The sequence below is a fragment of the Actinophytocola sp. genome (assembly GCF_045807065.1).
In the GTDB taxonomy this organism is placed as follows: Bacteria; Actinomycetota; Actinomycetes; order Mycobacteriales; family Pseudonocardiaceae; genus Actinophytocola.
Map to the genome: position 1 here is coordinate 1 of NZ_JBJMIE010000251.1, position 24,358 is coordinate 24,358.

The 24,358-nt window shown below is 71.8% G+C and carries 24 protein-coding genes and 2 pseudogenes; 9 read left to right on the forward strand and 17 right to left on the reverse strand.

Annotated features, from left to right (window positions below; all coding sequences use genetic code 11):
• Positions 1 to 87 precede the first annotated feature (87 nt).
• The 3 genes from ACJ73U_RS14665 to ACJ73U_RS14675 all read right to left on the reverse strand — a co-directional run bounded on the left by ACJ73U_RS14665 (position 88) and on the right by ACJ73U_RS14675 (position 1,652).
• The gene (locus ACJ73U_RS14665; RefSeq protein WP_407778161.1) at positions 88 to 429 is read right to left on the reverse strand and encodes a DUF952 domain-containing protein; all 342 of its coding nucleotides are present in this window, start codon (positions 427 to 429) and stop codon (positions 88 to 90) included.
• Between the two features lie 75 nt (positions 430 to 504).
• Positions 505 to 1,059: a hypothetical protein gene (locus ACJ73U_RS14670; RefSeq protein ID WP_407778162.1), complete on the reverse strand. Its 555-nt coding sequence runs from the start codon at positions 1,057 to 1,059 to the stop codon at positions 505 to 507.
• Positions 1,056 to 1,652, reverse strand: a complete 597-nt coding sequence (locus ACJ73U_RS14675; RefSeq protein ID WP_407778163.1) for an RNA polymerase sigma factor — start codon at positions 1,650 to 1,652, stop codon at positions 1,056 to 1,058. The genes ACJ73U_RS14670 and ACJ73U_RS14675 overlap by 4 nt, the downstream gene beginning before the upstream one ends.
• A gap of 305 nt (positions 1,653 to 1,957) precedes the next feature.
• Here ACJ73U_RS14675 and ACJ73U_RS14680 point away from each other — a divergent pair, with 305 nt between their 5' ends.
• Complete coding sequence (locus ACJ73U_RS14680; RefSeq protein WP_407778164.1) at positions 1,958 to 2,440, forward strand: hypothetical protein; 483 nt, start codon at positions 1,958 to 1,960, stop codon at positions 2,438 to 2,440.
• 6 nt (positions 2,441 to 2,446) lie between these two features.
• Here ACJ73U_RS14680 and ACJ73U_RS14685 read toward each other — a convergent pair whose 3' ends face one another.
• On the reverse strand, positions 2,447 to 4,411 hold the full coding sequence (locus tag ACJ73U_RS14685) for a S9 family peptidase (protein WP_407778165.1): 1,965 nt from the start codon (positions 4,409 to 4,411) through the stop codon (positions 2,447 to 2,449).
• Between the two features lie 48 nt (positions 4,412 to 4,459).
• Here ACJ73U_RS14685 and ACJ73U_RS14690 point away from each other — a divergent pair, with 48 nt between their 5' ends.
• The gene (locus ACJ73U_RS14690; RefSeq protein ID WP_407778166.1) at positions 4,460 to 5,323 is read left to right on the forward strand and encodes an SAM-dependent methyltransferase; all 864 of its coding nucleotides are present in this window, start codon (positions 4,460 to 4,462) and stop codon (positions 5,321 to 5,323) included.
• Positions 5,324 to 5,381: 58 nt separating this feature from the next.
• Here the strand turns inward: ACJ73U_RS14690 and ACJ73U_RS14695 are convergent, their stop codons facing one another.
• Genes ACJ73U_RS14695 through ACJ73U_RS14710 form a run of 4 tightly spaced genes read right to left on the reverse strand, consistent with a single transcriptional unit; the run spans position 5,382 to position 9,898 of the window.
• The gene (locus ACJ73U_RS14695) at positions 5,382 to 6,845 is read right to left on the reverse strand and encodes a flavin-containing monooxygenase (RefSeq protein ID WP_407778167.1); all 1,464 of its coding nucleotides are present in this window, start codon (positions 6,843 to 6,845) and stop codon (positions 5,382 to 5,384) included.
• Complete coding sequence (locus ACJ73U_RS14700; protein WP_407778168.1) at positions 6,842 to 7,687, reverse strand: SDR family NAD(P)-dependent oxidoreductase; 846 nt, start codon at positions 7,685 to 7,687, stop codon at positions 6,842 to 6,844. The genes ACJ73U_RS14695 and ACJ73U_RS14700 overlap by 4 nt, the downstream gene beginning before the upstream one ends.
• Positions 7,674 to 8,561, reverse strand: a complete 888-nt coding sequence (locus tag ACJ73U_RS14705) for an alpha/beta fold hydrolase (RefSeq protein WP_407778169.1) — start codon at positions 8,559 to 8,561, stop codon at positions 7,674 to 7,676. Before ACJ73U_RS14705 ends, ACJ73U_RS14700 begins: the two co-directional genes overlap by 14 nt.
• A complete protein-coding gene (locus ACJ73U_RS14710) occupies positions 8,558 to 9,898 on the reverse strand; it encodes a cytochrome P450 (RefSeq protein WP_407778170.1) in 1,341 nt (446 codons plus the stop codon). Before ACJ73U_RS14710 ends, ACJ73U_RS14705 begins: the two co-directional genes overlap by 4 nt.
• 94 nt (positions 9,899 to 9,992) lie before the next feature.
• On the opposite strand from ACJ73U_RS14710, the gene ACJ73U_RS14715 reads away from it, so the two are divergent.
• Positions 9,993 to 10,589 carry a TetR/AcrR family transcriptional regulator gene (locus tag ACJ73U_RS14715; protein ID WP_407778171.1) on the forward strand — a complete coding sequence of 199 codons (597 nt, stop codon included), beginning with the start codon at positions 9,993 to 9,995 and terminating at the stop codon, positions 10,587 to 10,589.
• Positions 10,590 to 10,721: 132 nt separating this feature from the next.
• Here the strand turns inward: ACJ73U_RS14715 and ACJ73U_RS14720 are convergent, their stop codons facing one another.
• Positions 10,722 to 12,125, reverse strand: coding sequence for a S41 family peptidase (locus tag ACJ73U_RS14720; protein WP_407778172.1), 1,404 nt, complete (start codon positions 12,123 to 12,125; stop codon positions 10,722 to 10,724).
• Between the two features lie 131 nt (positions 12,126 to 12,256).
• On the opposite strand from ACJ73U_RS14720, the gene ACJ73U_RS14725 reads away from it, so the two are divergent.
• Positions 12,257 to 12,910, forward strand: coding sequence for a response regulator transcription factor (locus tag ACJ73U_RS14725; RefSeq protein WP_407778173.1), 654 nt, complete (start codon positions 12,257 to 12,259; stop codon positions 12,908 to 12,910).
• Complete coding sequence (locus ACJ73U_RS14730; protein ID WP_407778174.1) at positions 12,910 to 14,055, forward strand: sensor histidine kinase; 1,146 nt, start codon at positions 12,910 to 12,912, stop codon at positions 14,053 to 14,055. The genes ACJ73U_RS14725 and ACJ73U_RS14730 overlap by 1 nt, the downstream gene beginning before the upstream one ends.
• Positions 14,056 to 14,599: 544 nt before the next feature.
• On the opposite strand, the gene ACJ73U_RS14735 is transcribed toward ACJ73U_RS14730, so the two are convergent.
• Entirely contained in the window at positions 14,600 to 15,295 is a 696-nt protein-coding gene (locus ACJ73U_RS14735) for an alpha/beta fold hydrolase (protein WP_407778175.1), read from the reverse strand.
• A 118-nt stretch (positions 15,296 to 15,413) separates the two neighbouring features.
• Here ACJ73U_RS14735 and ACJ73U_RS14740 point away from each other — a divergent pair, with 118 nt between their 5' ends.
• A complete protein-coding gene (locus ACJ73U_RS14740) occupies positions 15,414 to 16,421 on the forward strand; it encodes an MASE1 domain-containing protein (RefSeq protein ID WP_407778176.1) in 1,008 nt (335 codons plus the stop codon).
• Positions 16,422 to 16,495: 74 nt separating this feature from the next.
• Positions 16,496 to 16,876 (forward strand): DoxX family protein, encoded by a 381-nt coding sequence (locus ACJ73U_RS14745; protein WP_407778177.1) that lies wholly within the window; start codon positions 16,496 to 16,498, stop codon positions 16,874 to 16,876.
• Here the strand turns inward: ACJ73U_RS14745 and ACJ73U_RS14750 are convergent.
• The gene (locus tag ACJ73U_RS14750; protein ID WP_407778178.1) at positions 16,866 to 17,816 is read right to left on the reverse strand and encodes an Lrp/AsnC family transcriptional regulator; all 951 of its coding nucleotides are present in this window, start codon (positions 17,814 to 17,816) and stop codon (positions 16,866 to 16,868) included. The two genes, ACJ73U_RS14745 and ACJ73U_RS14750, sit on opposite strands and share 11 nt — an antisense overlap.
• A gap of 66 nt (positions 17,817 to 17,882) precedes the next feature.
• Between ACJ73U_RS14750 and ACJ73U_RS14755 the strand changes: the two genes are divergently transcribed.
• On the forward strand, positions 17,883 to 19,157 hold the full coding sequence (locus ACJ73U_RS14755; protein ID WP_407778179.1) for an MFS transporter: 1,275 nt from the start codon (positions 17,883 to 17,885) through the stop codon (positions 19,155 to 19,157).
• 32 nt (positions 19,158 to 19,189) lie between these two features.
• Here the strand turns inward: ACJ73U_RS14755 and ACJ73U_RS14760 are convergent.
• The 3 genes and pseudogenes from ACJ73U_RS14760 to ACJ73U_RS14770 form a co-directional block, all read right to left on the reverse strand.
• Positions 19,190 to 19,366: pseudogene (locus ACJ73U_RS14760) on the reverse strand (SRPBCC domain-containing protein); the annotation flags it as partial.
• 45 nt (positions 19,367 to 19,411) lie between these two features.
• A complete protein-coding gene (locus ACJ73U_RS14765) occupies positions 19,412 to 20,458 on the reverse strand; it encodes an LLM class flavin-dependent oxidoreductase (protein ID WP_407778180.1) in 1,047 nt (348 codons plus the stop codon).
• Positions 20,367 to 21,278 carry an EamA family transporter gene (locus tag ACJ73U_RS14770; RefSeq protein WP_407778181.1) on the reverse strand — a complete coding sequence of 304 codons (912 nt, stop codon included), beginning with the start codon at positions 21,276 to 21,278 and terminating at the stop codon, positions 20,367 to 20,369. Before ACJ73U_RS14770 ends, ACJ73U_RS14765 begins: the two co-directional genes overlap by 92 nt.
• 41 nt (positions 21,279 to 21,319) lie before the next feature.
• Between ACJ73U_RS14770 and ACJ73U_RS14775 the strand changes: the two genes are divergently transcribed.
• Positions 21,320 to 21,808, forward strand: a complete 489-nt coding sequence (locus tag ACJ73U_RS14775) for a MarR family winged helix-turn-helix transcriptional regulator (RefSeq protein WP_407778182.1) — start codon at positions 21,320 to 21,322, stop codon at positions 21,806 to 21,808.
• Positions 21,809 to 21,999: 191 nt separating this feature from the next.
• Here ACJ73U_RS14775 and ACJ73U_RS14780 read toward each other — a convergent pair whose 3' ends face one another.
• From ACJ73U_RS14780 to ACJ73U_RS14790, 3 genes and pseudogenes are all read right to left on the reverse strand, one after another.
• On the reverse strand, positions 22,000 to 22,455 hold the full coding sequence (locus tag ACJ73U_RS14780) for a DivIVA domain-containing protein (RefSeq protein WP_407778183.1): 456 nt from the start codon (positions 22,453 to 22,455) through the stop codon (positions 22,000 to 22,002).
• A 167-nt stretch (positions 22,456 to 22,622) separates the two neighbouring features.
• Complete coding sequence (locus ACJ73U_RS14785) at positions 22,623 to 24,062, reverse strand: aminotransferase class V-fold PLP-dependent enzyme (RefSeq protein WP_407778184.1); 1,440 nt, start codon at positions 24,060 to 24,062, stop codon at positions 22,623 to 22,625.
• A gap of 50 nt (positions 24,063 to 24,112) precedes the next feature.
• Positions 24,113 to 24,358, reverse strand: a pseudogene (locus ACJ73U_RS14790) (arylamine N-acetyltransferase); the annotation flags it as partial.

Below are 24,358 nucleotides of genomic sequence, written 5' to 3' on the forward strand. Positions count from 1 at the left end.
CCAGGACCGCGGACCCCAGGACGCGGCGCGCACCACCAAACCCACCGAACAGCGGAACACCAAACAGCGGCCACCAAAAGCGACCCGTCAACGCTCCCGGAGAGATTCCGGCAGAACAAACCCACCATCACCAGGCGGAAAATCGTGAACCGCCACCACGGCCGCCGGCGGAATCACCCCATAAACATGCGGAAACCAAGCCCCCTGCGGATCCGGCGGCACTCCAGGCTCCCACCGCACCGGCACACCGACCCGCGCGGGATCGATCTCCAACAGCACCAGATCCGTCCGCCCGGCGAAGAGCCGATTCGCCGGCAGATGCACGGTCCCGAAGTCCGAACAGTGCAGGAACCCCTCACTCTCCAGTGAAGGCGCCCGGTACGGCTCCCCCGCCCGGTACTCCGCCCGCGTGGTGATGTGCAGAATCATGGCCAGAAGCCTAAAGGTGGGAGTGGGTCCGGGCGTGTGCCTGGGGGAGTCGCTGCCCGGACCCACTCCGTCCGGTCAGCCGCCCGGTGAAGGCGGTTTGGCGCCGTTGGGGGGCACGGCGGTTCCGGCGCCTCGGGCGGGACTGCCCGGAGTCTGGTTTCGACCTTTCGGACCGCGAGGCCCGACTTCCCTCTCACGCTCCTTGCCACGATCGGGGTACTCATCCGGCCCGGGCCCACCACCCACGCCCGAGGACCGCGGCGACGACGGGTGCAGCGGGGAAGGCGGGGCGGGGGCGCGGGCCACCGACCCATCCGGCGGCGGCACGGCGGGATTCGAGGCTGGCTCGGGCACCGAGGTCTGAACAGGCGGCACGGTGGCCGGCCCCGACGACGGCCCCGACGGGAACGGCACCAACCCGGCCACGACCAGCACGATCGCGGTCGACAGGGCCGCGACGCCGATGACCACGGCCCTGACGGTGAACACACGAGCGAGCAGCGACCGGCGCGGCGCCGGGGCGGCGGCCCGGAACGCGGCCACGGCGGCATCCTCGCCGGCCAGCTCCTCCGGGTGGCCGGGCGCGGTCGCCGCACGCAACGCCGCCTCTAGCGGCTCGTAGATGCTCATCTCACTTCCCTAGGCGTACCGGCCCCCGCTCGTGTCACACCTGTGCTCGTCAACCGTTCGGCCAGTGTTCGCAGCCCGCGCCAGGCGGCCGTCCGCACGGCGCCCGGGCGCTTGCCCATGACCTTGGCGGTGGCCTTGACGTCCAGGCCGACCACCACCCGCAGGAGCACGGCCTCGGCCTGGTCCCTCGGCAGGGTGGCGATGAACGCGATGGTGGCGTTGGTGGTCGCGAGGCGGATCGCCTGTTCGGCCGTGTCCTGGTCGTCCGGGAGGTCGGCCAGGACGTCCACGGGCACGCCCGTGACGGGTCTTCGCTGGTTGCGGCGGACGTGGTCGAGCGCGCGGTGCCGGGCGATGGTCAGCGCCCACCCGCGGAAGCCGGCGCCCTCGTCGCGGAACGAGCGCATGTCGCGGGCGATCTGCAGCCACGTCTCCGAGGCGAGGTCCTCCGCGTCGTCGCCGACCAGGCCGCGCAGGTACCGCAGCAGACCGGGCTGCACCTGCCGGTACAGCTGCCGGAACGCCTCCTCGTCGCCACCGCGGGCTTCCCGCACCGCGGCGGACAGATCAGCCGCCGCCTGATCTGCTGTCACTGCTTACCTCGATGTGCTAGACGCCGCCCCTCCGTTAGGCGTAGGAGGCGGACGAAGTGTCACATCCGGAGCAGCGCGCCGATCGGGGTGCCCTCGCCGGCGTGGGCGCACGAGGTCAGCGAGGTCGTCGATCAGCGGCAGGCTCGCGGCCATTTCGCACGAACACGGCGAGCTTGGCCCGGTAGTCGGCGGCGGAGCGGTAGAACAGGACGGGGTGCGCGAACCCCGTGGTACCCAGACGCCCAGACCCGCACACAACGTACACGCGCCGGCCGGGAACGGGCCCGGCCGAAAGGAAAACGACCGTGCCCCGCATCGGCATCACCGGACACACGAACCTCACACCGGCCTCGTTCCCGCAGGTCTCGGCCGCGGTCCGCACGGCGCTGGCCGAGTACCCGAGCGACGAGCTCGCCGGTGTGACGTGCCTGGCCAGGGGAACCGACCAGCTGTTCGCGCACGCCGTCCTGGACCTCGGGGGCACCCTGCACGTCGTGCTGCCGTCCGCCGACTACCGCGAGCACGAGGTGGCCCCGGACGACGCCGCCGAGTTCGACGCCCTGCTCGACCGCGCGGCCACGGTCCACACGATGCCCTTCCCCCGCTCGGGTCCAGCCGCGTACATGGCGGCGAGCGAGCACATGCTCGCCAGGATCGACGAGCTGATCGCGGTCTGGGACGGCAGGCCGGCAGGTGGCTACGGCGGCACCGCGGACGTCGTCAGCGCGGCCCGGCACCGCGGCCTGCCGGTGACCGTGCTGTGGCCCGCCGGCACGACGCGCGAGTGATCCGGCTTAGCCCAGGACCTCCGGCGGGACCCACTCCGCGCCGTTCAGGTGGTGGTCGAGGAAGGCCAGGACCGTCTCGTACCAGACCTTGACGTGGCCCGGCTGGAGGATCCAGTGGCCCTCGTCGGGGAAGTACAGGAACTTGTGCCCGGTGGCGTTCCTCGAGGTCAGGTCCCACCACAGGGTCAGCGCCTGGCCGATGGGCACGCGGTAGTCCTTGTCGCCGTGGATGACCAGCATCGGGGTGCTCACCCGGTCGGCGAACCGGTGGGGGGACTGTTCGGCCGCCTTCTCCGGGGTCATCTCGCGGACCCACTCGTAGGCGCCGTCGGTGGTGGCGCCCATCGAGTCCAGCTGCCACAGGGACGCGTGCGTGACGATGGCCCGGAAGCGGTCGGTGTGGCCGGCCACCCAGTTGGCCATGTAGCCGCCGTAGGAGCCACCCATGGCCGCGGTCCTGGTCTCGTCGATGTCCGGGCGTGCGACGGCGGCGTCGGTGATCGTCATCAGGTCGGTGTACGGGGTGCCGCCCCACTGGCCCCAGCCGCGCTGGATGAAGTCCAGGCCGTAGCCCGTCGAGATCGCCGGATCGGGGAGGAGCACGGCGTAGCCGCGGGCGACCGCCACCCACGGGTTCCACCGCCAGTGCCAGGCGTTCCACGAGCCGAGCGGGCCGCCGTGGATCCACAGCAGAAGCGGCGCCGGGCCGTCGGTGTCCGGCAGCGCCAGCCACGCCCGCAGCGGAGCACCGTCCGCCGAGCGGGCGGTGACCTCGTCGAGCCGGCCCGGCACCGCCACCGCCGGCACGGGTCCCGGCAGCGCCGCCACCTGGCCGTCCGGTGTCACGCGGTACGGCGCCGGCGGCGCCTCGACGCTGGAACGCAGTGCGTAGATCGTCCCGTCCGGCGCGATCCGCGGGTCGCTGAACGCGCCGGACCCGGTCAGCCGCGTGACCTCGCCCGAGTCGAGCGACACCCGCCATAGCGGCGCGTGGCCCTGGTCGTCGGCGACGAAGACCAGGGCCGTGCCGTCCGGGGTCCACTGGGCGGCACGCGGCCACCGGTCACCGGTGGCCAGCACCCGCGGCTGTCCACCGGCCAGCGGGAGCACCGCGAGCCAGGTGTCGCCGATCCGCTCCGGCGTGAACCGTTCCCGGACGACGACCGCGATCCGGCTGCCGTCGGGCGAGACTCGGGGCTCGTCGTACTCGTGGCCGGTGTCGTCGGCGAGGACGCGCCGCTCGCCGGTCGCGACGTCGATCGCGACCAGGGTGGTGCGTTGCGACGCGCCCGGTTCCGCGACCGCCCAGGTGGTGACGATCGTGCGGCCGTCTGCGGTGACGTCCCAGCTGGCGTCGTCGTGGAGGGCGCGGCCGACGTGCCCGGTGACGTCCCGCAGCTCCTCCCCCGGCGTGCCGGCGAGGAGGCGGGTCCGGGCCGGGCCGAGGTCGTGGTCCCAGTACCGGACGGGGTAGTCCTCGTGCAGGATCGCCTTGACCGCGCCGTCACCGCGTTGTTTCCGCAGTTCCTCGTCCCGCGTGAGGCTGTCCGCCGAGGGCAGCACCGGCGCGCCGAGCACGACCGTGCCGGACTCGCGGGCGACCACCACGTTCCGCACCCCGCCGGGTGGGGCGGCGAGCAGCTCGGCCTCGCCGGTTCGCGGCAGCCGCCAGAGCGCCGTGGCCGTGTCGTCTGCCTTGTCGGGCCCCGGCCGGGCGGAGACGAACAGCAGGTCACCCTCCGGGGTGAAGATCGCCGCGGACTCCCCCTCCTCGCTGCGCGTCAGCCGGCGCGCGGGTGTCTCCCCGGCCGGGTCGACCTCCCACAGCGACGGCACGAACCTGGTCTTCCTGGCATCGAGTGTGGACACGCCGACGACGAGCCGCTGCCCGTCCGGCGACAGCCACAACCCGGCAGCGCGCGGGAGCGCCACGAAACCGTCGAGGTCGACGAAAAGATCACCGGTGGTCACGCGGCCCTTCCTACCACGCGGATTTTCGCGCCGACAGAACTGCCGGTAATGTCGGACCGCCCTTGGGCGGGGACCCGCAGCCCACGAACAGGAGTGAATCGGGTGTCACAGCAGACGAACTGGGTGCCAACCTCGGTCAACATCGACAAACCGAGCGCGGCTCGGATGTATGACTACCTTCTGGGAGGCAGCCACAACTTCGCGGTGGACCGGGAGTTCCTGGAGAACACGATCCTGGCCATCCAGCCGGAGATCAAGCGCTTCGCGATCATGAACAGGGCATTCATGCGGCGCGCCATGCTGTTCATGCTCGACCAGGGAATCCGGCAGTTCCTGGATCTCGGCTCCGGTATTCCGACCGTGGGCAACGTGCACGAGATCGCGCACCGGGTGGACCCGTCCGCGCGCGTGGTCTACGTCGACAACGAGCACGTGGCGGTGGCGCACGGGCAGCTCCTGCTCGAGGGCAAGTCGAACGTGGTGATCGTGCAGGGGGACATCACGAAGCCCGGGTTGATCCTCTCGGACCAGGAGACGCGGCGGGTGCTGGACTTCGACCAGCCGATCGGGCTCCTCGCGATCACCATCGGGCACTACATCCTCGACGACCAGGATCCCGAGCAGGTCTTCGCCGCGTACCGCGACGCCCTCCCGTCGGGCAGCTACCTGGCCATGACCCACCTGACGAGCGACTTCTCCGTCGTGAACGCCGACGAGCTGACCGATGCGATGAAGAAGTCGCAGAACAACGTCCGGGCGCGGACGCGCTCGGAGGTGCTGAGCCTGTTCGGGGACTTCGAACTGGTCGAGCCCGGGCTGGTCACCACGTCCCAGTGGCGGCCGGAGACGCCCGGCGAGATCGAGGACCCGGAGCGGGACGGGCTCTACGCGGGCGTGGCGCGCAGGCGTTGACGGGCCCGCCGGCCGCTCGGCGACGACCTCGCCGGGCGGCCGGCGGCCTCCTCCCCCATCAGGCGTCGACCGGCGCGGGCTGCCGCCCGAACTTCATGACGCCGTCCTCGATCTGCCCGTGCCGCAGGGAAACCACGTCGTGGGCATAGCTCATGCCCAGCTGCCACGGCCGGCGCGAACCCGCCCTCGGGAACTCGTCGATGGCCCGCAGCACGTATCCCGCCTGGAAGTCCAGCAACGGCCGTTCCGTCACCGTCGGGTCGTCGTTCACCGGGACGAACTGGTGGTAGCCGTGCGCGTCCATGTGCTTGAGCAGGCGGATGGTGTACTCGGCCACCAGGTCCGCCTTCAGCGTCCACGAGGCGTTCGTGTAACCGATGGTGAACACGAAGTTCGGGACCCCGCTCAGCATCATCCCCTTGTACGCCATGGTTTTCGACAACTCCACCGCGCGATCGTCCACGGACAGCTCGATCCCGCCCAACGCCAGCAGCCGCAGGCCCGTCGCGGTCACCACGACGTCGGCCGCGAGCTCGGCGCCCGACTCCAGCTTCAGGCCCTTCGGGGTGAACTCCGCGACGCGGTCGGTCACCACGTCCGCCCTGCCGCCGCGGATGGCCCTGAACAGGTCGCCGTCCGGGACCAGGCACAGCCGCTGGTCCCACGGCTGGTACCGCGGCCTGAAGTGGGTGTCCACGTCGAAGTCCGGCGGCAGCAGCTTCATGGTCGCCTTGCGGATCATCGACTTCGCGACATGCGGGCGGCGCCGGCTCAGCTGGTAGAAGAACGTGCCCATCAGGACGTTCTTCCACCGCGTCAGGAAGTAGGCGCGCTGTGGGCCGAGCAGGCGGCGCAGCGTGTTCGCGATCTTGTCCTCGGCCGGCAGGGCCATGATGTACGTCGGGGAGCGCTGCAGCATCGTCACGTGCGCCGCCTTCTCGGCCATGGCCGGGACCAGCGTCACCGCCGTGGCGCCACTGCCGATCACGACGACCTTCTTGCCCGTGTGGTCCAGGTCCTCCGGCCAGTGCTGGGGATGCACCACCGTGCCCTCGAACCGGTCCACGCCCGGGAAGGTCGGCGTGTGGCCCGCGTCGTAGTGGTAGTAGCCGCTGCACACGTAGAGCAGGGACGCGGTGATCGTCACCGGCTCGCCGTCGTGGACGGCCGTCACCGTCCAGCACGAGTCCGCCGTGGACCAGGCGGCGCGGATCACCTTGTGGCCGAAGCGGATGTGCCGGTCGATGCCGGCTTCCGCCGCCGTGTCGCGGACGTAGGACAGGATCGACGGGCCGTCCGCGATGGCCTTGGCGTGGGTCCACGGGCGGAAGCGGTAGCCCAGGGTGTGCATGTCCGAGTCCGACCGCACGCCCGGGTACCGGAACAGGTCCCACGTGCCGCCGATCGCCTCGCGGGCCTCCAGGATCGTGTACGTCCGCCCCGGGAACGCCGTGCGCAGGTGGTGCGCGGCGCCGATGCCCGACAGGCCGGCGCCCACGATCAGCACGTCGACGTCGGTCACACCGTCTCCTTCCGCCTGGCCCGCACGGTGCTCATCACCCGGGCGATCAAGTCGTAGTAGTGCGTCGGCGCGATCCGCGCCAGCGCGTCGAACAGGTAGGCGTCCGGCCCGACCAGGATGCGTGCGCGGCCGCGCTCCAGTCCTCTGTAGATAATCGCCGCCGCCTTGGCGGGGGTCGTCATCGTGATCGCCTCGAACTGGGCTGCCATCTGTTCCCTGGTGCGGCCCAGGCCTTCCGGGTCCTTGCGGATGCGGGCGTTGCGGGCGATGTTCGTCGTGATGCCGCCCGGGTGCACCGTCACCGCGCGCACTCCCGTGCCGCGCAGCTCCTGCCGCAGGGCGTCGGTGAAGCCGCGGACCGCGAACTTCGCGGCGCAGTAGGCACTCTGGTAGGGCACGCCGGCCAGGCCGTACACACTGGACGTGTTGACGATCGCGCCGGCGTCCTGCGCCACCAGGATGGGCAGGAACGCCCTGGTCCCGTTGACCACGCCGTGGAAGTTGATGTCCCACAACCACTGGTCGTCCTCGGGGACCGCGTCCAGGACCGACGAGGTGACCGCCACACCCGCGTTGTTGAAGACGGCCGCGAGCGGGGCCGGCAGCCAGTTCCGCACCTCGCCGGCGAAGCGGTGCACGTCGTCCGCGTCGCGGACGTCCAGCACGCGGGTCAACACGGTGCCGCGCAACGACGAGGCCGTCTCCTTCAGGCCCGACTCGTCGATGTCGGCGATGGCCACCGGGGAGCCCAGGCGGGACAGTCGCTGCGCCAGGGCCCGGCCGATGCCGGAGGCGGCCCCGGTGATCATCACGGGCCGGCCGGCGATACTAGTTCCTGGCATCTGCGCTCCTCTGCCTCGCGTGGCTGTCGATCAGGTCCAGCAGGCGCGGCCACGCGCCCTTCGGGAGATCGTGGCCCATGCCCGGGATGGTCTCCAGGCGGGCTCCCCTGATCGCCTTCACCGTCGCGGCACCGCCCGTCGGGTGGACCATCCGGTCGCGGTCACCGTGGATCACCAGTGTCGGCGCGGTGACCGACGCGAGCTGGCGCGTCCGGTCACCGGAGCGGAAGATCGCGGCCAGCTGGCGGGCCGTCCCGGCCGGGGACGGGTCGCGGTCCCAGTCGAGGCCGGCCAGCGCGCGGACCTCGGCCTCCTCGAAGGGGAACCCGTGCGAGCCGATGTGCCGGAAGACCCGCACGGCTCGGTCCTGCACCTCCTCGCGGGTCCGGCCCGGCCTGCCCGCCATGAGCAACCACGTCGACAGCGCCGGCCGGCCGGCGCGGCGTGCGCCCGTGTTCGACATGATCGACGTGAGCGTGCGGACGCGGTCGGGATGCAGTGCCGCGACCGTCTGCGCGATCATGCCGCCCATCGACACGCCGACGATGTGCGCGTCCGCGAGGCCGAGCGCGTCGAACAGCCCGACCGTGTCGGCCGCCATGTCGCCGAGGTCGTACTGCTCCGGCGGCCAGCGCCGGCGCATGATCGCGCCGATGCCCGGCGGCCGGTACCGCATGTGGGTCGACCGGCCCTCGTCGCGGTTGTCGAACCGGATCACCCGGTAGCCGCGTTCGGCCAGCCGCTCGCAGAACGCCGTCGGCCAGCTGTGCAGCTGCTGGCCGAGGCCGGCGACCAGGACGAGCGGGTCACCCGTGCCGAACTCCTCGTAGGCGAGCGAGATCCCGCGCCCGACCTCGACGAGCCGTTCGGTCATGCCTCGGCTCCCGTCGATGCGGTCACCGAGGAGGACACCGCGCCGCCCCGACGGCGGTGGACGACCGCGATACCGCCCTTGGCCGGGGCGTTGGCCACCCCGCGGGAGTGCCAGCGCTCGTCCGGCTCGCCGGTCGGCGCCAGCGTGAAGTCCCGCAACATGGTGCGCAGCACGACGTTCATCTCCATGGTGGCGAACGCGGCGCCGATGCAGCGCCGGGTGCCGCCGCCGAACGGGATCCACTGGTACAGGTCCGGCCGCTTGCCCGTGAACCGGGACGGGTCGAAGGTGCGCGGGTTGGGGAACACGGCCGGGTCGTCGTGGATGAGGTCGATGCTGACCAGCACGTTCATCCCCTTCGGTAGCGTCCACCGGCCGAGCCGGAAGCCGTCGGTCCTGACGTTGCGGCCCACGGCGTCGATGACCGGGCGGATGCGCTGGAGCTCGATGATCGTCGCGTCGCGCAGCTCCCTGCCGCCCGCGTCGACCTCCTCGGCCAGCGCACGCAGGACCGCCGGGTGCCGCCGCAGCCGCTCCACCGCCCAGGCGAGCGTCGTCGCGGTGGTCTCGTGGCCGGCGGCCAGCAGGGTGAGCAGCTGGTCGGCGATCTCACCGCGGGTCAGGCGTGAGCCGTCGTCGTAGCTGCTCTGCAGCATCATCGCGAGCACGTCGTTGCGTTCCTCGAGGTCGGGGTCCGCGGCCACCTTGTCGATCAGCCGGTTGACGACCACGTCGTACTCGCGGCGCAGGGCCCGGAACCTGCCCCACGGCGTCCAGTTCGGCAGCGTCATCCTCGGCGTGGGCAGCAGGACGAGACCCGAGCCGAGCGCGACCAGCCGCGGCAGCAGCTCACGCAGGCGCTCGAACTCGGCGCCCTCCGCGCCGAACACCGCGCGGAGGATGGCGTTGAGGGTGATCCGCATGGTCGAGGGCAGTACCGGGAAGGGCCGTCCCTCCGGCCAGGTCGCCATCTCCCGCACGGTCTCATCCTCGACGATCCGCTCCATCGCCGCGAGCCGCCGGCCGTGGAACGGCGGGACGAGCAGCTTGCGCTGGGCGCGGTGGTCGTCCCCCGTCAGGGCGAACATCGAGCCGGGGCCGAGCACGCGACCGAGGTTGGGCTGGACGTTCTCGGCGATGTCGGTGCCCGTCTGGAACAGCTGCTTGATCTCCGCCGGGTCGCTGATCACGAGCGCGCGACCGAAGACCGGCGACTTGACCATGAACGCGTCGCCGTAGCGCCTGCGCAGCTGACGCATGCCCCGGTGCGGGGTGAGGATCGCGATCAACGCCTGCACGAGGTGCGGCGTGGTCGGGCCCGGCGGAAGCGTGGTCATCGATGAACTCCCTAGCTCTGGTACGCCACCGTACCAACAGGACGGTACGCGCATGTACCATCGTGCACAAGTGAGGTGTATTAGCGTGAGATCGGTGACCACTCCCCAGCTGCAGCGGACGTTCCGGCGCCGGCTGCTCGACGGGCTGGCCCAGTCCATCGTGGAGGCCGGCTACCAGAGCACGACGGTGGCCGACATCGTCCGCCGGGCCCGCACGTCCCGCCGGACGTTCTACGAGCATTTCGCGAGCAAGGAGGAGTGCTTCGTCGCGCTGCTGACCGACGCGAACACCGAGATGATCCGCGAGATCAGCGCGGCGGTCGACCCCCGCGCGCCCTGGCGGACGCAGGTGCGCCAGGCGGTCGAGGCGTGGATCGCGTGCGCGGAGTCCGAGCCGGGCGTCGTGGTGAGCTGGATCCGGGACGTCCCCGCGCTCGGCATCTCGGGCCGCGAGCTGCAGCGCGAGATGATGGCGGCGTTCGTCCGGATGGTCCAGACCCTGTCCGACACCGACGAGTGGCGGGCGATCCGCCCGGACGGCGTGTCCCGACAGCTGGCGACCCTCCTGCTCGGCGGTCTGCGGGAACTGATCGCCACCACGGTCGAGGAGGGCGGCCGGGCGAGCGACATCACCGAGGTGGCCGTCCAGGCCACGATGGCCCTGCTGGCCCCACCGAGCACACTGCCCTGACCCCACAACCCGCGTGTCCAACGCTCGGGTGCGGTGAGTTCAACGAATCCGGCCACTGTTCGGCGACCGGATTCGTTGAACTCGACCGTCCGTTCGGTTGGACACGCGGGTTCTTGGCGTTGGACACGCGGGTCAGAGCAGGGAAACCGCCTTGGCCAGGCCCGGGTCGCGGCCCGCGGACAGGTCGGCGGCGGTCAGTGGCGCGTAGTAGTCCGGTGCGACGCCCACCCTGTTGATGAACTCCTTGTTCGCGGCGATCTCGTGGTACTTCGGCAGCAGGAGCCCGCTCCCGTCGTTCAGCAGGTAGCCCGCGGCGGGGCCGGCCACGGCACCGGCCGTGCGGGTGCCGACGAGCCTGCCGAGCTTCAGGTCCTTGACGGTACTGGAGAACGAGTCACACGCGGACGCGCAGCGGCGGTCGGTCAGCTCGACGAACGGCAGGTTCAGCAGCTCCACCGAGTCGTCGGTGCGGTTGGGCGTGCACCTGTCCCTGACGTCGCACTCGTAGCTGGTGATCTTGCCGTGGGCGAGCGCGCCGAGCAGCCTGGCGACCGCCTTCGGGTCGCCGCCGCCGTTGCCCCGCAGGTCGAGGATGACGCCACGGAGCGCTGTCCGCTGCCGCAGGGACGCGATCGCCGCGAGCACCTGGTCGGCCAGCCCCACGTCGAAGCCCGGCAGGGTGACGTAGGCGATGTTCCCGTCCACCAGCTCCGACGTCACGGCCGGCCGCTGCCCACGCACCGGGGCGGTGATGAGGTTCGCGGTGAATGTCTGGCCGGTCGAGGGCCGGTGCACGGTGAACTCGACGGTCGCGCCGGCCGCCTTGTCCAGGAGCGCGTTCACCACGCCGACGGTGAAAACGCCGCCGGTGAACAGCGGCACCCCGTCGATCGCGAGCACCTCGTCACCCAGCTCGAGCCCGGCCTGCTCGGCGGGCCCACCCGGCGCGATCTGGTTGAGGTAGGCCGGTTCCGTGGCCACCGGGTCGACGTCACCGGGACCGACGATCGCGGACAGGCCCAACCCGTACAGGTTCGGGTGGGACTCGTTCTCCCAGCGGGCGTGGTTGTCGCCGAGCGCCGTCACCATCGCCTTGATCGCGGCTCCGGCGACGGCCTCGCGGGTGGCGTCGTCCGGCAGGGCGTCGGCGACCCGCTTGTACACCTTGCTGAACGCGGTCCAGTCGGCGTCGCGGCGGCCGGTGAGCGCCGGCAGCGTGGCGTCGGCCTGGTCGACGCCACGGCGCTGCATCTCCTGGGTGACCGCGGCGAACGCGGGCACCAGGAGCGTGCGGCTGTCGAGCACGGGGCCGCTGAAGTAGTTGTCGAAGATGCAGTAGTACGCCTGCCCGACCGTGGTGAGCGAGGTCGGTGCCGGCGCGGGCGGTTCCCCGTCCGGATCGGGCTGGGCGCAGGCCGGCGGCCGCGCCGTCGGCTTCCCCTCCGTCCCGGCCGCCGAGGCGTTGACCCCGACGCCGATGAGCGTGGCCGTCACGGCCAGCGCCGCGACACCCAGCGACCACAATCTGTGTTTCATGAGCAATCCCCTTGTTTCGCCGATGACTGGCGAGGCGAGTTCTACGGGGACCGCGGTTTCGGTGGGGTATCGCACCGAAGGCGACCACGGCGAAACCGAGGCGAAACCGACCGGCCGCGATACTGGCGGCCGTGCGAGTGCTGGTGGTCGAGGACGACGAGGAACTGGCGGACACGGTCGCGGCCGGGCTGCGGCGCGCGGGGATGGCCGTCGACGTGGCGCTCGACGGCGCCGGCGGCCTGGAACGCGCGCAGTGCAACGACTACGACGTGGTCGTGCTGGACCGCGACCTGCCGCTCATGCACGGCGACGACGTCTGCGCGGAGCTGATCGCGGGCGGCAGCCGCAGCCGGATCCTGATGCTGACGGCGGCCGCGACCACCGAGGACCTCGTCGACGGCCTCGGCCTCGGCGCGGACGACTACCTGCCCAAGCCGTTCGACTTCCGCGCGCTGGTGGCGCGGATCGGGGCGCTGGCGCGGCGCGCGCACCCGGCCGTGCCACCGGTCCTGCGGCACGGTGACCTGGTGGTGGACACCGCGCGCCGCCGGGCGACGCGCGGGGACCGGGTGCTGGAGCTGGCGCCCAAGGAGTTCGGCGTGCTCGAGCTGCTGCTGGCCGCGCACGGGCGGGTGGTGTCGGCGGAGGAGCTGCTGGAACGCGTGTGGGACGAGGCGACCGACCCGTTCACCAACGCCGTGAAGATCACGGTCAGCCGGCTGCGGGCCAAGCTCGGCGACCCGTCGGTCATCGAGACCGTCGCGAAGAGCGGATACCGGATCTGATGCCGCGCCGAACCGTGAAGCTGCGGCTCACCCTCCTCTACGGCGGCCTGTTCCTGCTCTGCGGCACCGCGGTGCTGGTGCTCACGTACGTCCTGACCCGCCACCGCGTGACGGCGGGGGAGCCGGCGTTCGCCCCGTCGCCCCGAATACCGAGGCCGCCACCCGCCGACGTGCCGCCACCCGCCGGCCTACCCGACGGGACGGTCGGCAAGGTCGTGGACCAGGCGCAGAAGGCGCTGGCCGACCAGCGGGCGGACGTGCTGAACGAGCTGCTCGTCCAGTCCGCCATCGCGCTCGCGGTCATGGCGGTGCTGGCGTTCGTGCTCGGCCGGTGGATGGCCGGCCGCATCCTGCGCCGGCTGCGCACCGTCACCTCGACGGCCAGGGAGATCTCCGCGACCAACCTGCACCGCCGCCTGGCGCTGCCCGGCCCGCGCGACGAGCTGAAGGAGCTGGGCGACACCTTCGACGCCCTGTTGGCCCGGTTGGAGACGTCGTTCCAGGCGCAGCGCCAGTTCGTGGCCAACGCGTCGCACGAACTGCGCACGCCGCTGGCCCGTCAGCGCGCCATCGGCCAGGTCGTGCTCGAGGACCCGGACGCGGACGTGACCGCGCTGCGGACCGCGCACGAGCGGGTTCTCGCGGCGGGTGAGCAGCAGGAACGGCTGATCGAGGCCATGCTCACGCTCACCCGCAGCCACGCCGGCATCGACGTCCGCCAACCCTTCGACCTCGGCGAGGTGGTCCGCGAGGTCGTCGACGCCCGGCCGTCGGACCTGCCGGTCCGCACCCGGATCGAGGCGAGCCCGGTGCGCGGACACCGCGCGCTGACGGAGCGGCTGGTGGTGAACCTGGTGGACAACGCGCTGCGGCACAACGTCCCGCGGGGATGGGTGGACGTGTCGTGTGCCGCCGGCGTACTGACGGTGACGAACACCGGTCCGGTCGTCCCGCCGGCCGAGGTCGAGCGGCTTTTCCAGCCGTTCCAACGACTCGGACCCGCGCGGACGGGTGAAGGGCTGGGTCTCGGCCTGTCGATCGTCCGCGCCATCGCCGAGGCCCACGACGCCGTCGTGGACGCGCACGCACGCCCCGACGGCGGCCTCTCGATCACCGTCCGGTTCGCTCCACCGCCGCCAAGCTGACGTCGGCGAGGTGGGGCCACGCGACCGGACGCGACCGGAAGGCGGCCTCTCGATCACCCTCCCGCACAACCCCCACCGCGAAGACGACGTCGACGAGGTGGGCTACACGACCGAACGGGACGCCAGCCTCCTCGATCACCCTCCCGCCCGGCTCCCACTGCGAAGACGACCTCGGCGAGGTGGACAACACGACCGGACACGAACGGAGAATGCCTCTCCATCACCCGCCCATCCGATCCACCACCGCGAAGACGACCTCAACGAGATGGGCCACGCAAACGAACGAGAGGCCAACCTCTCAACCACCCGCCCGCCCAGCCCCTCATCGCGAAGACAACCTCGGCGAGGTGGACAACACGGCCGGACACGAACGGAGAATGCCCCTCCATCACCCGCCCACTACCCCGAAGACAACCTCGGCGAAATGGGCCACGCGACCAAACGAGACGCCAGCCTCCTCAGTCACCCTCCCGCCCAACCCACCACCCCGAAGACAACCTCGGCGAAATGGGCCACGCGACCGAACGGGACGCCGGCCTCTCGATCACCCTCCCGTCCGGTCGACCGCCGCGATGATGACCTTGGCGAGGTCCTCCGGGCGGGTGAACTGCGGCCAGTGCCCGCTGGGCAGGTCGACGTACTCGACGTCGCGGATTCTGGTGAACTCGCGCACCGGTGCCATGCCCGCCGCGATCCACTCGCGGAGCGTGGCGGTGGTGTACTCGGTGCCGACTGCGGTGACGGGCACCTCGTAGCGCCGCTCGTCGGTCAGCCGCTGCGGGCCGCGGATCACCTGCGCCGGCGAGGCGAGCGCGCGGGCGCGGAACGCGTCCCGGTCCAGGTCGGCGAGGTCCTCCGCCGAGAAGACGGACCAGTCCGGCAGCGGCACGGCGCCGTTCTCGGCGGGGAACTCGTCCGCCAGGCGGCCGCCGTCGCCGGTGGGGAAGCCGCCGACGTGGATCGCGCGTGCCACCCGGTCCGGCCGGGCGTCGACGGCGGCGTGGCAGATGCCGCAGCCGGCGGAGTGCCCGACCAGGGCGACCTCGCCGGCGCAGGCGTCGATCGCCGCGACGACGGCGGCCACGTGGTCGGCGAGGGTGACCGTCGACGGGTCCTCACCGGGTGCCAGGCCCGGCAGGGTCAGCGGGTGCGTGCGGTGGCCGGCCGCCTCGAGCGCGGGCACGACCTTCTCCCACGACGAGCCGTCCAACCACAGTCCGGGAACGAGAATGATGTCCACGGGCGGGAACCTACCCCCGGCCACCGACAACCGGCCGGCTACGCACTCCGCCCGCATCGGCACCCGCTCACCCGATCCGTGGCTTGCCCCTGGGCCGGGGGCCGCCCAGACTTGCCCGGTGGCCCAGTCCCGGCTGCCTCGCCGGTTCCTCGACGACGGCGTGCGGATCCTCGCCGTGGCGGGCGCCTACTACATCGCCGCCAAGATTGGACTGAGCTTCGCCGTTGTCGGTGGGCAAGTCACTCCACTGTGGCCGGCCACCGGCACGGCTCTCGCCGGCCTGCTCCTGTTCGGCCGCCGCTGCTGGCCGGGGATCGCGCTGGCCGCGTTCGTCGTCAACGCCGCCATCGGGCCCACCCTCCCGGTCGTCATCGCCATCTCGACGGGGAACACCCTTGCCCCGGTCCTCGCTCACCTCCTGCTCACCCGCGCCGGCTTCCAGACCGAACTCAGGCGCCTGAGGGACGTCCTCGCACTGATCTTCCTCGGGGCCTTCGCCGGCATGCTGGTCAGCGCGAGCGTCGGTGCCGGCGCCCTCGCGGTCGCCGGAACCCAGGACTTCTGGGTCACCTGGTCGGTCTGGTGGACCGGCGACGCGATGGGCGTGCTCGTCGTCGCCCCCGTGCTGCTCGTCGTCGCGACCGCGCGGGTCGACCGGCGGATCCCGCTCACCCGCTGGTTCGAGGCGGCGGTCCTCTTCGGCGGGCTCACGCTCGTCACGATCGTGGTCATGCAGGCCCCGGCACGCCTGCTGTTCCTGATCTTCCCCATGCTGATCTGGGCCGCGCTGCGGTTCCGGCAGGCCGGCGCGGCGCCGGGCAACCTGATCGTGTCCATCGCCGCCGTGCTCGCGGCCGCCGCCAAACAGGGACCCTTCGCGGGAATGGACCTGCTGCCCACGATGATCACCCTGCAGGCGTTCAACGCCGCCGCCACGCTGACCGCACTGCTCCTCGCCGCCGCCACCAGCGAACGCGACGAGGCGCAACGCGCACTCCAACGCGCGGTCAGCCAGATCTCCGAGGCGGTCGCCGCGCTCGAGCCCTACAGCCTGCTGCGCACCGGCCTCCTGCAACGCGTCCTCCACGAACGCGACGCGCCCGCGCCCGACAACAAACTGACCTGAGCCGGCATCCCGCCCGACGAGACCCCACCTGCCGCTATGTTCTGATCGGACATCGACATCGCCAGGAGGTCGCAGTGAACGTCGTGCTCTGGGTCGTCACCGGGCTGCTCGCCGCCGCGGTTCTCGCCGCGGGTGTGCTGAAGGTCGTCCGGCCACGGGAGCGGCTCCAGAGCGCCGGCATGACCTGGGTCGAGGACTTCTCGGACGGCATGGTCAAGCTCGTCGGCGTGCTGGAGGTCCTGGCCGCGATCGGGTTGGTCCTGCCGGCGCTGCTGCACATCGCGCCCGTGTTCGTGCCGCTCGCCGCGCTCGGGCTCGTGCTCGTGATGATCGGCGCGGTGGTCGTGCACCTCCGGCGCTCGGAGGCCTCGACCATGGCGCCCGCCGTCGTCCTGCTGGTCATGGCCGCGTTCGTCATGTGGGGCCGGTTCGGGCCGTACTCCTTCACGTCCTGAGCGGACCGATCGCCTTCAGCGTCTCCAGCACCGGCGCGGTGTGCAGGGTGTGGATGGCCGGCAGTGCCCCCAGTCGGTGCGTGAGGTACCGGTGCAGCGCGGCCGGGCCGGGGCACAGCGCGTGTGCGATCAGGTTCGTCGGCCCGGTCGTGGCGGCGACGACCGCCAACTCGTCGTGCGTGGCCAGGGTCGTCGCCACCGCGTCGAGGTCGGCCGGCGCGACGGCCATCCACAGGAACGCCTGCGTGGTCACCCCGTACAGCGCGGCGCGCACCTCGATGTCGAAGAAGATCGCGCCCCGCGCGCGCAGGTCGGCCAGCCGGCGGGCCGCGGTCGCCGCGGACAGGCCGGTCGCGGCCGCGAGGTCGGCGTTGCTCAGCCGGCCGTCGTGCCGGAGCGCGTCGACCAGGGCGCGGTCCGCCGGCGTCAGCGGGACGTCCGCGACGACGGGCGCGGGCGGTCGCAGGGACCGTTGCTGCTCCTCGGACAGCGCGGTCACGCGGCCGCGCCAGGCGGTCGGGCCGCCGAGGTAGGTGTGCAGCAGGAAGTGCGCCGACACCGCCGTGACGCTGGCGGTGCGCGGGATGTCGTGCAGGAGCATCGCGCTCGGCTCGTCCACCGGCGTGTGCACGATCGTGACGATCTCCGTGCCGCCCGAGGTCAACTTCACCCACGACGTCTCCGGCCGGCGGGCCAGTGAGCGCGCGAGCGTCCGCGCGGTGGCCGGCTGTGCGGTGAGCCGCACGATCCACTGCTTCAGCCCGGCCCGGTCCGGGTCCGGCATGCCGACTACCCGCAACCCCGCCTCGGCCCGCAGCCGCTGGTAGCGGCGGGCGACGGTCTGCGTGGACACGCCGAGCACCGCGCCGAGCCGGCCGAACGGCGCGCGGGCGTCGAGGTGCAGCGCGTGGATCAAACCGCGGTCGATGTCGTCGAGCATGGAAGATTTCGCCTGTTCTCCGTGCGTGGATGGAACTACTGCCATGCTCGTCCGAGGCTCGTGGTCATGCAAGGGACCAGGACGGCCGCGCTCGCCACGTTGCTCGCGGCCGAGGCCATGAACGTGCTGGACGGGACGATCACGCAGGTCGCCGCGCCGGCGATCCACTCCTCGCTCGGCGGCGCCGCGTCCGACATCCAGTGGTTCGGCGCCGCGTACACCCTCCCGTTCGCCGTGCTGCTGATCACCGGCGGCCGCCTCGGCGACAAGCTCGGCCGACGGCGCGTCTTCCTGGCCGGCGTGGCCGGTTTCGCGCTCGCCTCGCTGTGCTGCGCGCTGGCGCCGGACACCGCCGTGCTGATCACCGCGCGGGCGGTCCAGGGCGCTGCGGCGGCACTCGTGATCCCGCAGACGTTCGGGTTGATCAAGGCCATGTTCACCGGCCCGGCACTGGGCGCGGCACTGGGCTGGAACGGTCCGGTGGTGGGGTTGTCGGCCGTGAGCGGGCCGCTGCTCGGTGCCGCGCTGACCGACCTGGTGTCGTGGCGCGCGGCCTTTCTGGTCAACGTGCCGATCTCGGTCGCGGTGCTGGTGGGTGGCCGGTCGCTGCCGGAGGACCGGGCCGCGCACCCGGTTCGCCTGGACGTCCAGGGCACCCTGCTCGTGTCGGCCGGTGCCGGGCTCGTGGTGTACCCGCTGATCACGCGATGGCAGTGGAGCCTGTTCGCCGCGGGTGCCGCCGTGCTGGTGGTGTTCGCCCTACACCAACGCGTCCGGCGGCACCCGCTGGTCGAGCCGAGCCTGTTCGCCAACCGCGGCTTCCCGGCGGCACTCGCCACGTCGACACTGTTCTTCGCGGTGATGAACGGCCTGATGCTCGTGGTGGTGCTGCACCTGCAACTCGACGAGGGCCGCGGCGTGCTCGCGTCGGGGCTGGCACTGCTGCCGTGGTCGGGTGGGCTGGCGATGTCGTCGTGGGTCACGGGCCAGTGGCTCGTGCCGCGGTACGGTTCGCGGATCGCCTTCGCGGGACTCGCGCTGCTGCTCGCCGGGATCCTGGTCGCCATCGCGGGCGCGTTGCCGGTGGCGCTCGGGATCGGCGGGCTGGGGCTGGGGCTGTTCACGGTGCCGTTCTTCGCGACCGCGCTGTCCCGCGTCCGTCCACATGAGACGGGTTCGGCCGCGGGACTGTTGAACGCCGTGCAGCAACTCGGCGCCACGCTGGGCATCGCCGTGCTCGGCACGGTCTTCCTGCGCGGGCACTCACTCGCCCACGCGTTCTGGCTGGCCGCCGCCGCGGTGCTGGCGACCGCCGTGACCACCGCGTTGATGCGGGACTAGAAAGTCGGGCCTCGGCGGCGCGGTACTGGCGTTCATGCACCGGAGCGGCTGGCGCAAGGTGGTCGGCACCCGCAGTGCACGACGCCGTCCCAGCCTGGCGTCGGCTTCGCCTGCACGGTGAACCGCCGGCCCACGACCGGCTCGAAGTCGCGCACCGGCATCAGCCACTGCGCCAGTGCGGCCGGGTCGGTCAGCGCTCGCCAGACCGCCGCCGGCGGGTGCGCCGTCCGCCGTTCTCACACCGGGCGGATCCGTCAGGGCATGTTGGGCTGCCAGCCCAGCGCCGGGCCCAGCCTCTCCGCCATGTCGGTCAGGATCTGGACGTAGTCCTCGTGCTCGAAGGTGAACGGGAGGGCGAACGCGACCTCGTCGATCTCGGCGAAGGCGGCGTGGGCGTGCAGGCGCTCGGCAAGTTCGTCGGACGTGCCGACGTAGTCCGGGGAGAACAGCATGCGAGCCGGGCCCTGCGGCTCCCGGGTGCGGGGCAGGCGTTTCGCCGCGTAGTCGGCGTATCTGGCGCGTTGGTCGGCGGTCGCGCGGTCGGTCGGGATGACCACCAGGCCCTGCGACACGCGGCCCTCCGGGTGCCGCTCGCGGAAGGCCCGGACGTGCGACAGCTGGATCGCCGCGAAGTCCGCCGACTCGCCGTCCGTCTTGACGACGCTGCTGGTCAGGAAGTTCATGCCCTGCTCGCCGGCCCACTCCGCCGAGCGCAGGCTGGCGCCGCCGTACCACATGCGGCTACCGAGGCCGGGCGAGTGCGGCTGCACGCGGTCGGAGAACACCTCGAAGCCCTGGTTGCCGCTGAACCCGGTCGCCGGCTCGCCGCGGACGAGGCGGAGCAGCCTGGAGACGCGCTCGTAGGTGAAGTCCTCGACGTCGGCGGTGTCCGGGTAGAGGGCGTGCTTGACCTCGTCGTACCGCATGGGCGGGCCGACGCTCACGCCCGGGTTCAGCCGGCCGCCGGAGAGGATGTCGACGGTGGCGAGGTCCTCGGCCAGGCGCAGCGGGTTCTCCCAGCCGAGCGGGGTGACCGCGGTGCCGAGGTGGATGCGGCTCGTGCGCTGGGTGGCCGCGGCGAGCACCGCGACCGGCGACGAGATGCCGAACTGCAGGTGCCGGTGGCGCACCCACGCGCTGTCGAAGCCCAGCCGCTCCCCCAGCGCGATGACCTCCAGCGTGGACTCGTGGCCACGGGCCGGGGCGTCCTCATCGAACAGCCCGATGGTGAGAAAGCCCAGCCTCCGCAATGGTTTCGGCACGCCTCCGAGCGTACGTTCGCGCGTGTCGCCGTCCAACATGTGGGACGACGATGCCGGCGAGGACGAGGACGAGTCCGGCGAGTTGCCTGCCGCTCAGCGCCTCCGCGGCGACGGCGGTGCCCAGCAGCACGCCGGTGACCGGGTTGAGCAGCCCGACGAGCCCGACCGTGCCGGCGTCGAGGTGCCGCAACCCGGCGAACCAGGCGACGAACGCGAGCGCGGTCGCGACGACGGTGACGTAGGCGAAGCCGAGCACGGCCCTGCCGTCCAGACTCGGCGGCCGCTCGGCGACGGCGGCGACGGGCAGCAGGACGAGCGCCCCGGCGACCAGCTGCCAGGCGGTGAGCGAGAGGACGTCCGGGCCGTCGTTCCACTTCTTGGCCAGGACGTAGCCCAGTGAGGACATCGCCATGGCACCGGCGGACGCGAACACCCCGATGGCGCTGACGGCGGTGAGTCCCGTGAGCAGCATGAGCGCGACACCCAGGATCCCGAGCGCGGCGCCGGTGAGTTGGCGGGCCTTCGGCGGGTCGGCGAGCACCAGCCCGCTCAACAGCATCATCACCACGGGCGAGGCGGCCATGACCGTCGACGCGACGCTGGTCGGCAGCTGCTGCGCGGCGACGTAGATCAGGACGAAGAAGGCGCCGACGTTGAGCGTGCCGAGCACCCCCGACCGCCACCACCACTCGTTCTTCGGCAGCCGCCGCACGGCGAGCAGCAGGAGCCCCGCCGGGAGCGCGCGGAGCAGGGCGCCGTAGAACGGGTGCCCGGCGGGGAGGAACTCGCGCGTGACGTAGTAGTTCGAGCCCCACGCCACGGGCGCGATCGCGGTGACGGCAAGCCATGTAGCTTCCATGGAAGCTATTTTAGCTTCCCGGGAAGGGATAGTGCGTGTTCGTGAACGACCATGTGACGCGGATCCAGGCGGAGTGGGCACGCGAGCGGCCGGACCTCGACGTTCGCCCGCAGGGGGTGATCGGGCGGCTGCACCGGCTGGCGGGTCACCTGACCGAGCAGTTGTGCGTGGTGTACCGCCGGTTCGGCCTGGCCGAGGGCGAGTTCGACGTGCTGGCGGCGCTACGGCGGGCGGGGCCCCCGTTCGAGCGAGCGCCCGGCGAACTGGCCCAGTTCACGATGGTGACGACGGGCGCCATGACCAAACGCCTGGACCGCCTGGAGCGCGACGGCCTGGTGACCCGCCGCCGCAGCGGGACCGACGGCCGGGGCCGCGTGGTGGCGCTGACCACGGCGGGCCGGGAGCTGATCGACCGCGCGTTCACCGAACACATGGCCAACGAGCACCGCCTACTGGCCGAACTGACCCCCGAAGAGGCAACCCAACTGGAGACCCTCCTGACGAGATGGCTCTCCCACTACGACCACTGAACCCGCGTGTCCAACGCTCCGGACCCGCGTGTCCAACAGTCCAGACCCGCGTGTCCAACAGTCCAGACGCGAGAGTTCGACAAACCCGCTGACCGCCGGTCAGCGGATTTGTTCAACACACGCGTCCGGTTGGTTGGACACGCGAGTCATGCCGGTTGGACACGCGGGTCATGCCGGTTGGACACGCGGGGCTATCGGCCGTTCTGGACGCGGCCGATCAGGCGGTACAGGTTGGCCAGCTCGGCGCTCAGGGCGTCGCGGATGCCGCCGATGCGGGTGCCGACGGCGACGGCTGCGGCGGCGAACTCCTCGTTCACGGGCGGGAGGCCGGGAGGGCCGGGCGGGCCGGGCATGGGGGCGGCGGCGCGGCGGGAGGCGTCGGCGACGATGTGGGCCGCTCGGGCGCGGGCCTCGTTCTCGATCTGTTCGGCGGTGACCTGGGCCCGCCGGATGATCGCCTCGGCGTTCCGGTTGGCTTCGCTTATTATTCTGGCGGTGTCGGCCTGCTTTTCGGCGAGTTCGGCGGTCATCGCGTCGATCGTGTCCGCGATGAGGTCCAGGAATGCGTCTACCTGCTCCTCGGCATAACCGCGCGACAACCTCCTCGACTGGTCGAAGATGACTGACCGCACGTCCTCCGCGGTCACTCGATCCGATCTACCCACCTTGTGTCCCCGCTCACTCACGTGACATCACGAAGTGATATCGCTGACCCCGGCCTGCACGATCGTAGGCGATGTGTCAACACTCCGACCCAAAAGCGAATACGATAATGCAATTCGTAAATTGTCAAGCAAATGTGTCGAACGCAAGATCATAACGCGCTCGTCATACCACTCCTTATCGTGTCCCAGGCGGCACGCACGTGCCGCGCCTCCGTCCTCGTGCCACCCAGCGCCATCCGTAGCACCACCCGGCCACCGACCTTCGTGTGTGTCAGGTACAGGTCACCGCTCGCGTTGAGTGACTCCATCAGCCGCAGCGTCGCGGCGTCGGCCTCCGCCGGCGGCAGTGACGGCCAGCGTGGGCGGAAGCACACCAGGCCCAGCGTCCGCGGCTCGTGCAGCTCGAAGTCCGGGTCCGCCGCCACCCAGGACGCCAGCTCCGCCGCCTGGGCCAGGCCCGCGTGGATGTGCGAACGCAGACCAACGGCACCGTACCAGCGCAGCACCGCCCACAGCTTCAGCGCGCGGAACCGCCGGCCGAGCGAGACCTGCCAGTCCCGGTAGTCGACGACCGAGCCGGAGGACGTCGCCGCGTTGCGGAGGTACTCCGGGTGCACGGCCAGCGCGCCGACCAGCGGGTTCCGGTCGGCCACCCACATGACCGTGCAGTCGAAGTTGGTCAGCAGCCACTTGTGCGGGTTGGTGGCGTAGGAGTCGGCGTACTCCGCGACGCCGTCGTTCAGCCACCGCAGCTCCGGGCACACCGCCGCGACACCCGCGTACGCGGCGTCGACGTGCAACCACACCCCGTGCCGACGGCACACCTCGCCGATCGCGCGGACGGGGTCGACGGCCGCGGTCGACGTCGTGCCGACCGTCGCGCAGACGAGCACCGGCACCGCGCCGGCCGCGACGTCCTCGGCGATGGCACTGTCCAGCTCGGCGGGGTCCATAGCCAGCGTCTTCGGGTCGACGCCGACCGCGCGGACGTTCTCGGCGCCGATCCCGGCGATCCGGGCGCCCTTCGCGAGGGAGGAGTGCGTCTCCGTGGACACGTACAGGATGTGCCGGCCGGTCAGGCCGCGCTCGGTTATCGCGCCGTCGCTGCTGCGGTGCAGTGCCGCGAGGATGGCGAGCAGGCTCGCGGACGACGCCGAGTCCTGGATCACACCGCCGCCGGCGCCGTCCGTCCGGAAGTGCGCCGGCAACCCGAGCAGCTCGGCGAACCAGTCGACGACGACGGTCTCCAGCTCCGTGCAGGCCGGGCTGGTCGCCCACAGCATTCCCTGCACGCCGAGCCCGCTCGACAGCAGGTCACCGAGGATCGCCGGCCCGCTCGCGTTGGCCGGGTAGTAGGCGAAGAAGCTCGGGTGCTGCCAGTGCGTGAGGCCGGGCACGACGATGCGGTCGAGGTCGGCGAGCACCGCGTCGAACGGCTCGGTCTCGCGCGGCGGGTGCTCGGGGAGCAGGGCGCGCACGTCGCCGGGCTGCACGTCCGCCGACACCCGCTGGGTCTCGACGTGCTCCAGGTAGTCGGTGATCCAGTCGATGAGCTGGTAGCCGTGCGTGCGGAACTCGTCGGGCGTCACGCACACCGACCGTACGCCACCCACTCGCCCCAGCGACGGGGAGCCGGGTATCAGGGCTGGCGGGCGGTGGTGTGGGCCTCGTGGGCGGCGCGCACGGTGTCCCACAGGCGGTCGAGCGCCGCCGGTGCGGCACCCTCGAACGTCAACCCGAACTCGTCGGCAAGCAGCGCGAACCAGTCGGCGCGCCGGTCCACCACCGCGACCGTCGAACCGCCGGCGTCGGTGCGGGTCAGCGTGCAGGCACGCACGATCGTCACCCGGTCGGCGAGCCGGCGCTGGGCCGTGGGCACGCGCAC

Excerpts from the sequence above, each read along its gene's own strand:
- ACJ73U_RS14665 (WP_407778161.1), bottom strand. The coding sequence starts at position 429 with ATGATTCTGCACATCACCACGCGGGCGGAGTACCGGGCGGGGGAGCCG.
- ACJ73U_RS14670 (WP_407778162.1), bottom strand. The coding sequence starts at position 1,059 with ATGAGCATCTACGAGCCGCTAGAGGCGGCGTTGCGTGCGGCGACCGCG.
- ACJ73U_RS14690 (WP_407778166.1), top strand. The coding sequence starts at position 4,460 with ATGTCGGACCGCCCTTGGGCGGGGACCCGCAGCCCACGAACAGGAGTG.
- ACJ73U_RS14700 (WP_407778168.1), bottom strand. The coding sequence starts at position 7,687 with ATGCCAGGAACTAGTATCGCCGGCCGGCCCGTGATGATCACCGGGGCC.
- ACJ73U_RS14705 (WP_407778169.1), bottom strand. The coding sequence starts at position 8,561 with ATGACCGAACGGCTCGTCGAGGTCGGGCGCGGGATCTCGCTCGCCTAC.
- ACJ73U_RS14710 (WP_407778170.1), bottom strand. The coding sequence starts at position 9,898 with ATGACCACGCTTCCGCCGGGCCCGACCACGCCGCACCTCGTGCAGGCG.
- ACJ73U_RS14720 (WP_407778172.1), bottom strand. The coding sequence starts at position 12,125 with ATGAAACACAGATTGTGGTCGCTGGGTGTCGCGGCGCTGGCCGTGACG.
- ACJ73U_RS14730 (WP_407778174.1), top strand. The coding sequence starts at position 12,910 with ATGCCGCGCCGAACCGTGAAGCTGCGGCTCACCCTCCTCTACGGCGGC.
- ACJ73U_RS14750 (WP_407778178.1), bottom strand. The coding sequence starts at position 17,816 with ATGCTCGACGACATCGACCGCGGTTTGATCCACGCGCTGCACCTCGAC.
- ACJ73U_RS14755 (WP_407778179.1), top strand. The coding sequence starts at position 17,883 with ATGCAAGGGACCAGGACGGCCGCGCTCGCCACGTTGCTCGCGGCCGAG.
- ACJ73U_RS14765 (WP_407778180.1), bottom strand. The coding sequence starts at position 20,458 with ATGTTGGACGGCGACACGCGCGAACGTACGCTCGGAGGCGTGCCGAAA.
- ACJ73U_RS14770 (WP_407778181.1), bottom strand. The coding sequence starts at position 21,278 with ATGGAAGCTACATGGCTTGCCGTCACCGCGATCGCGCCCGTGGCGTGG.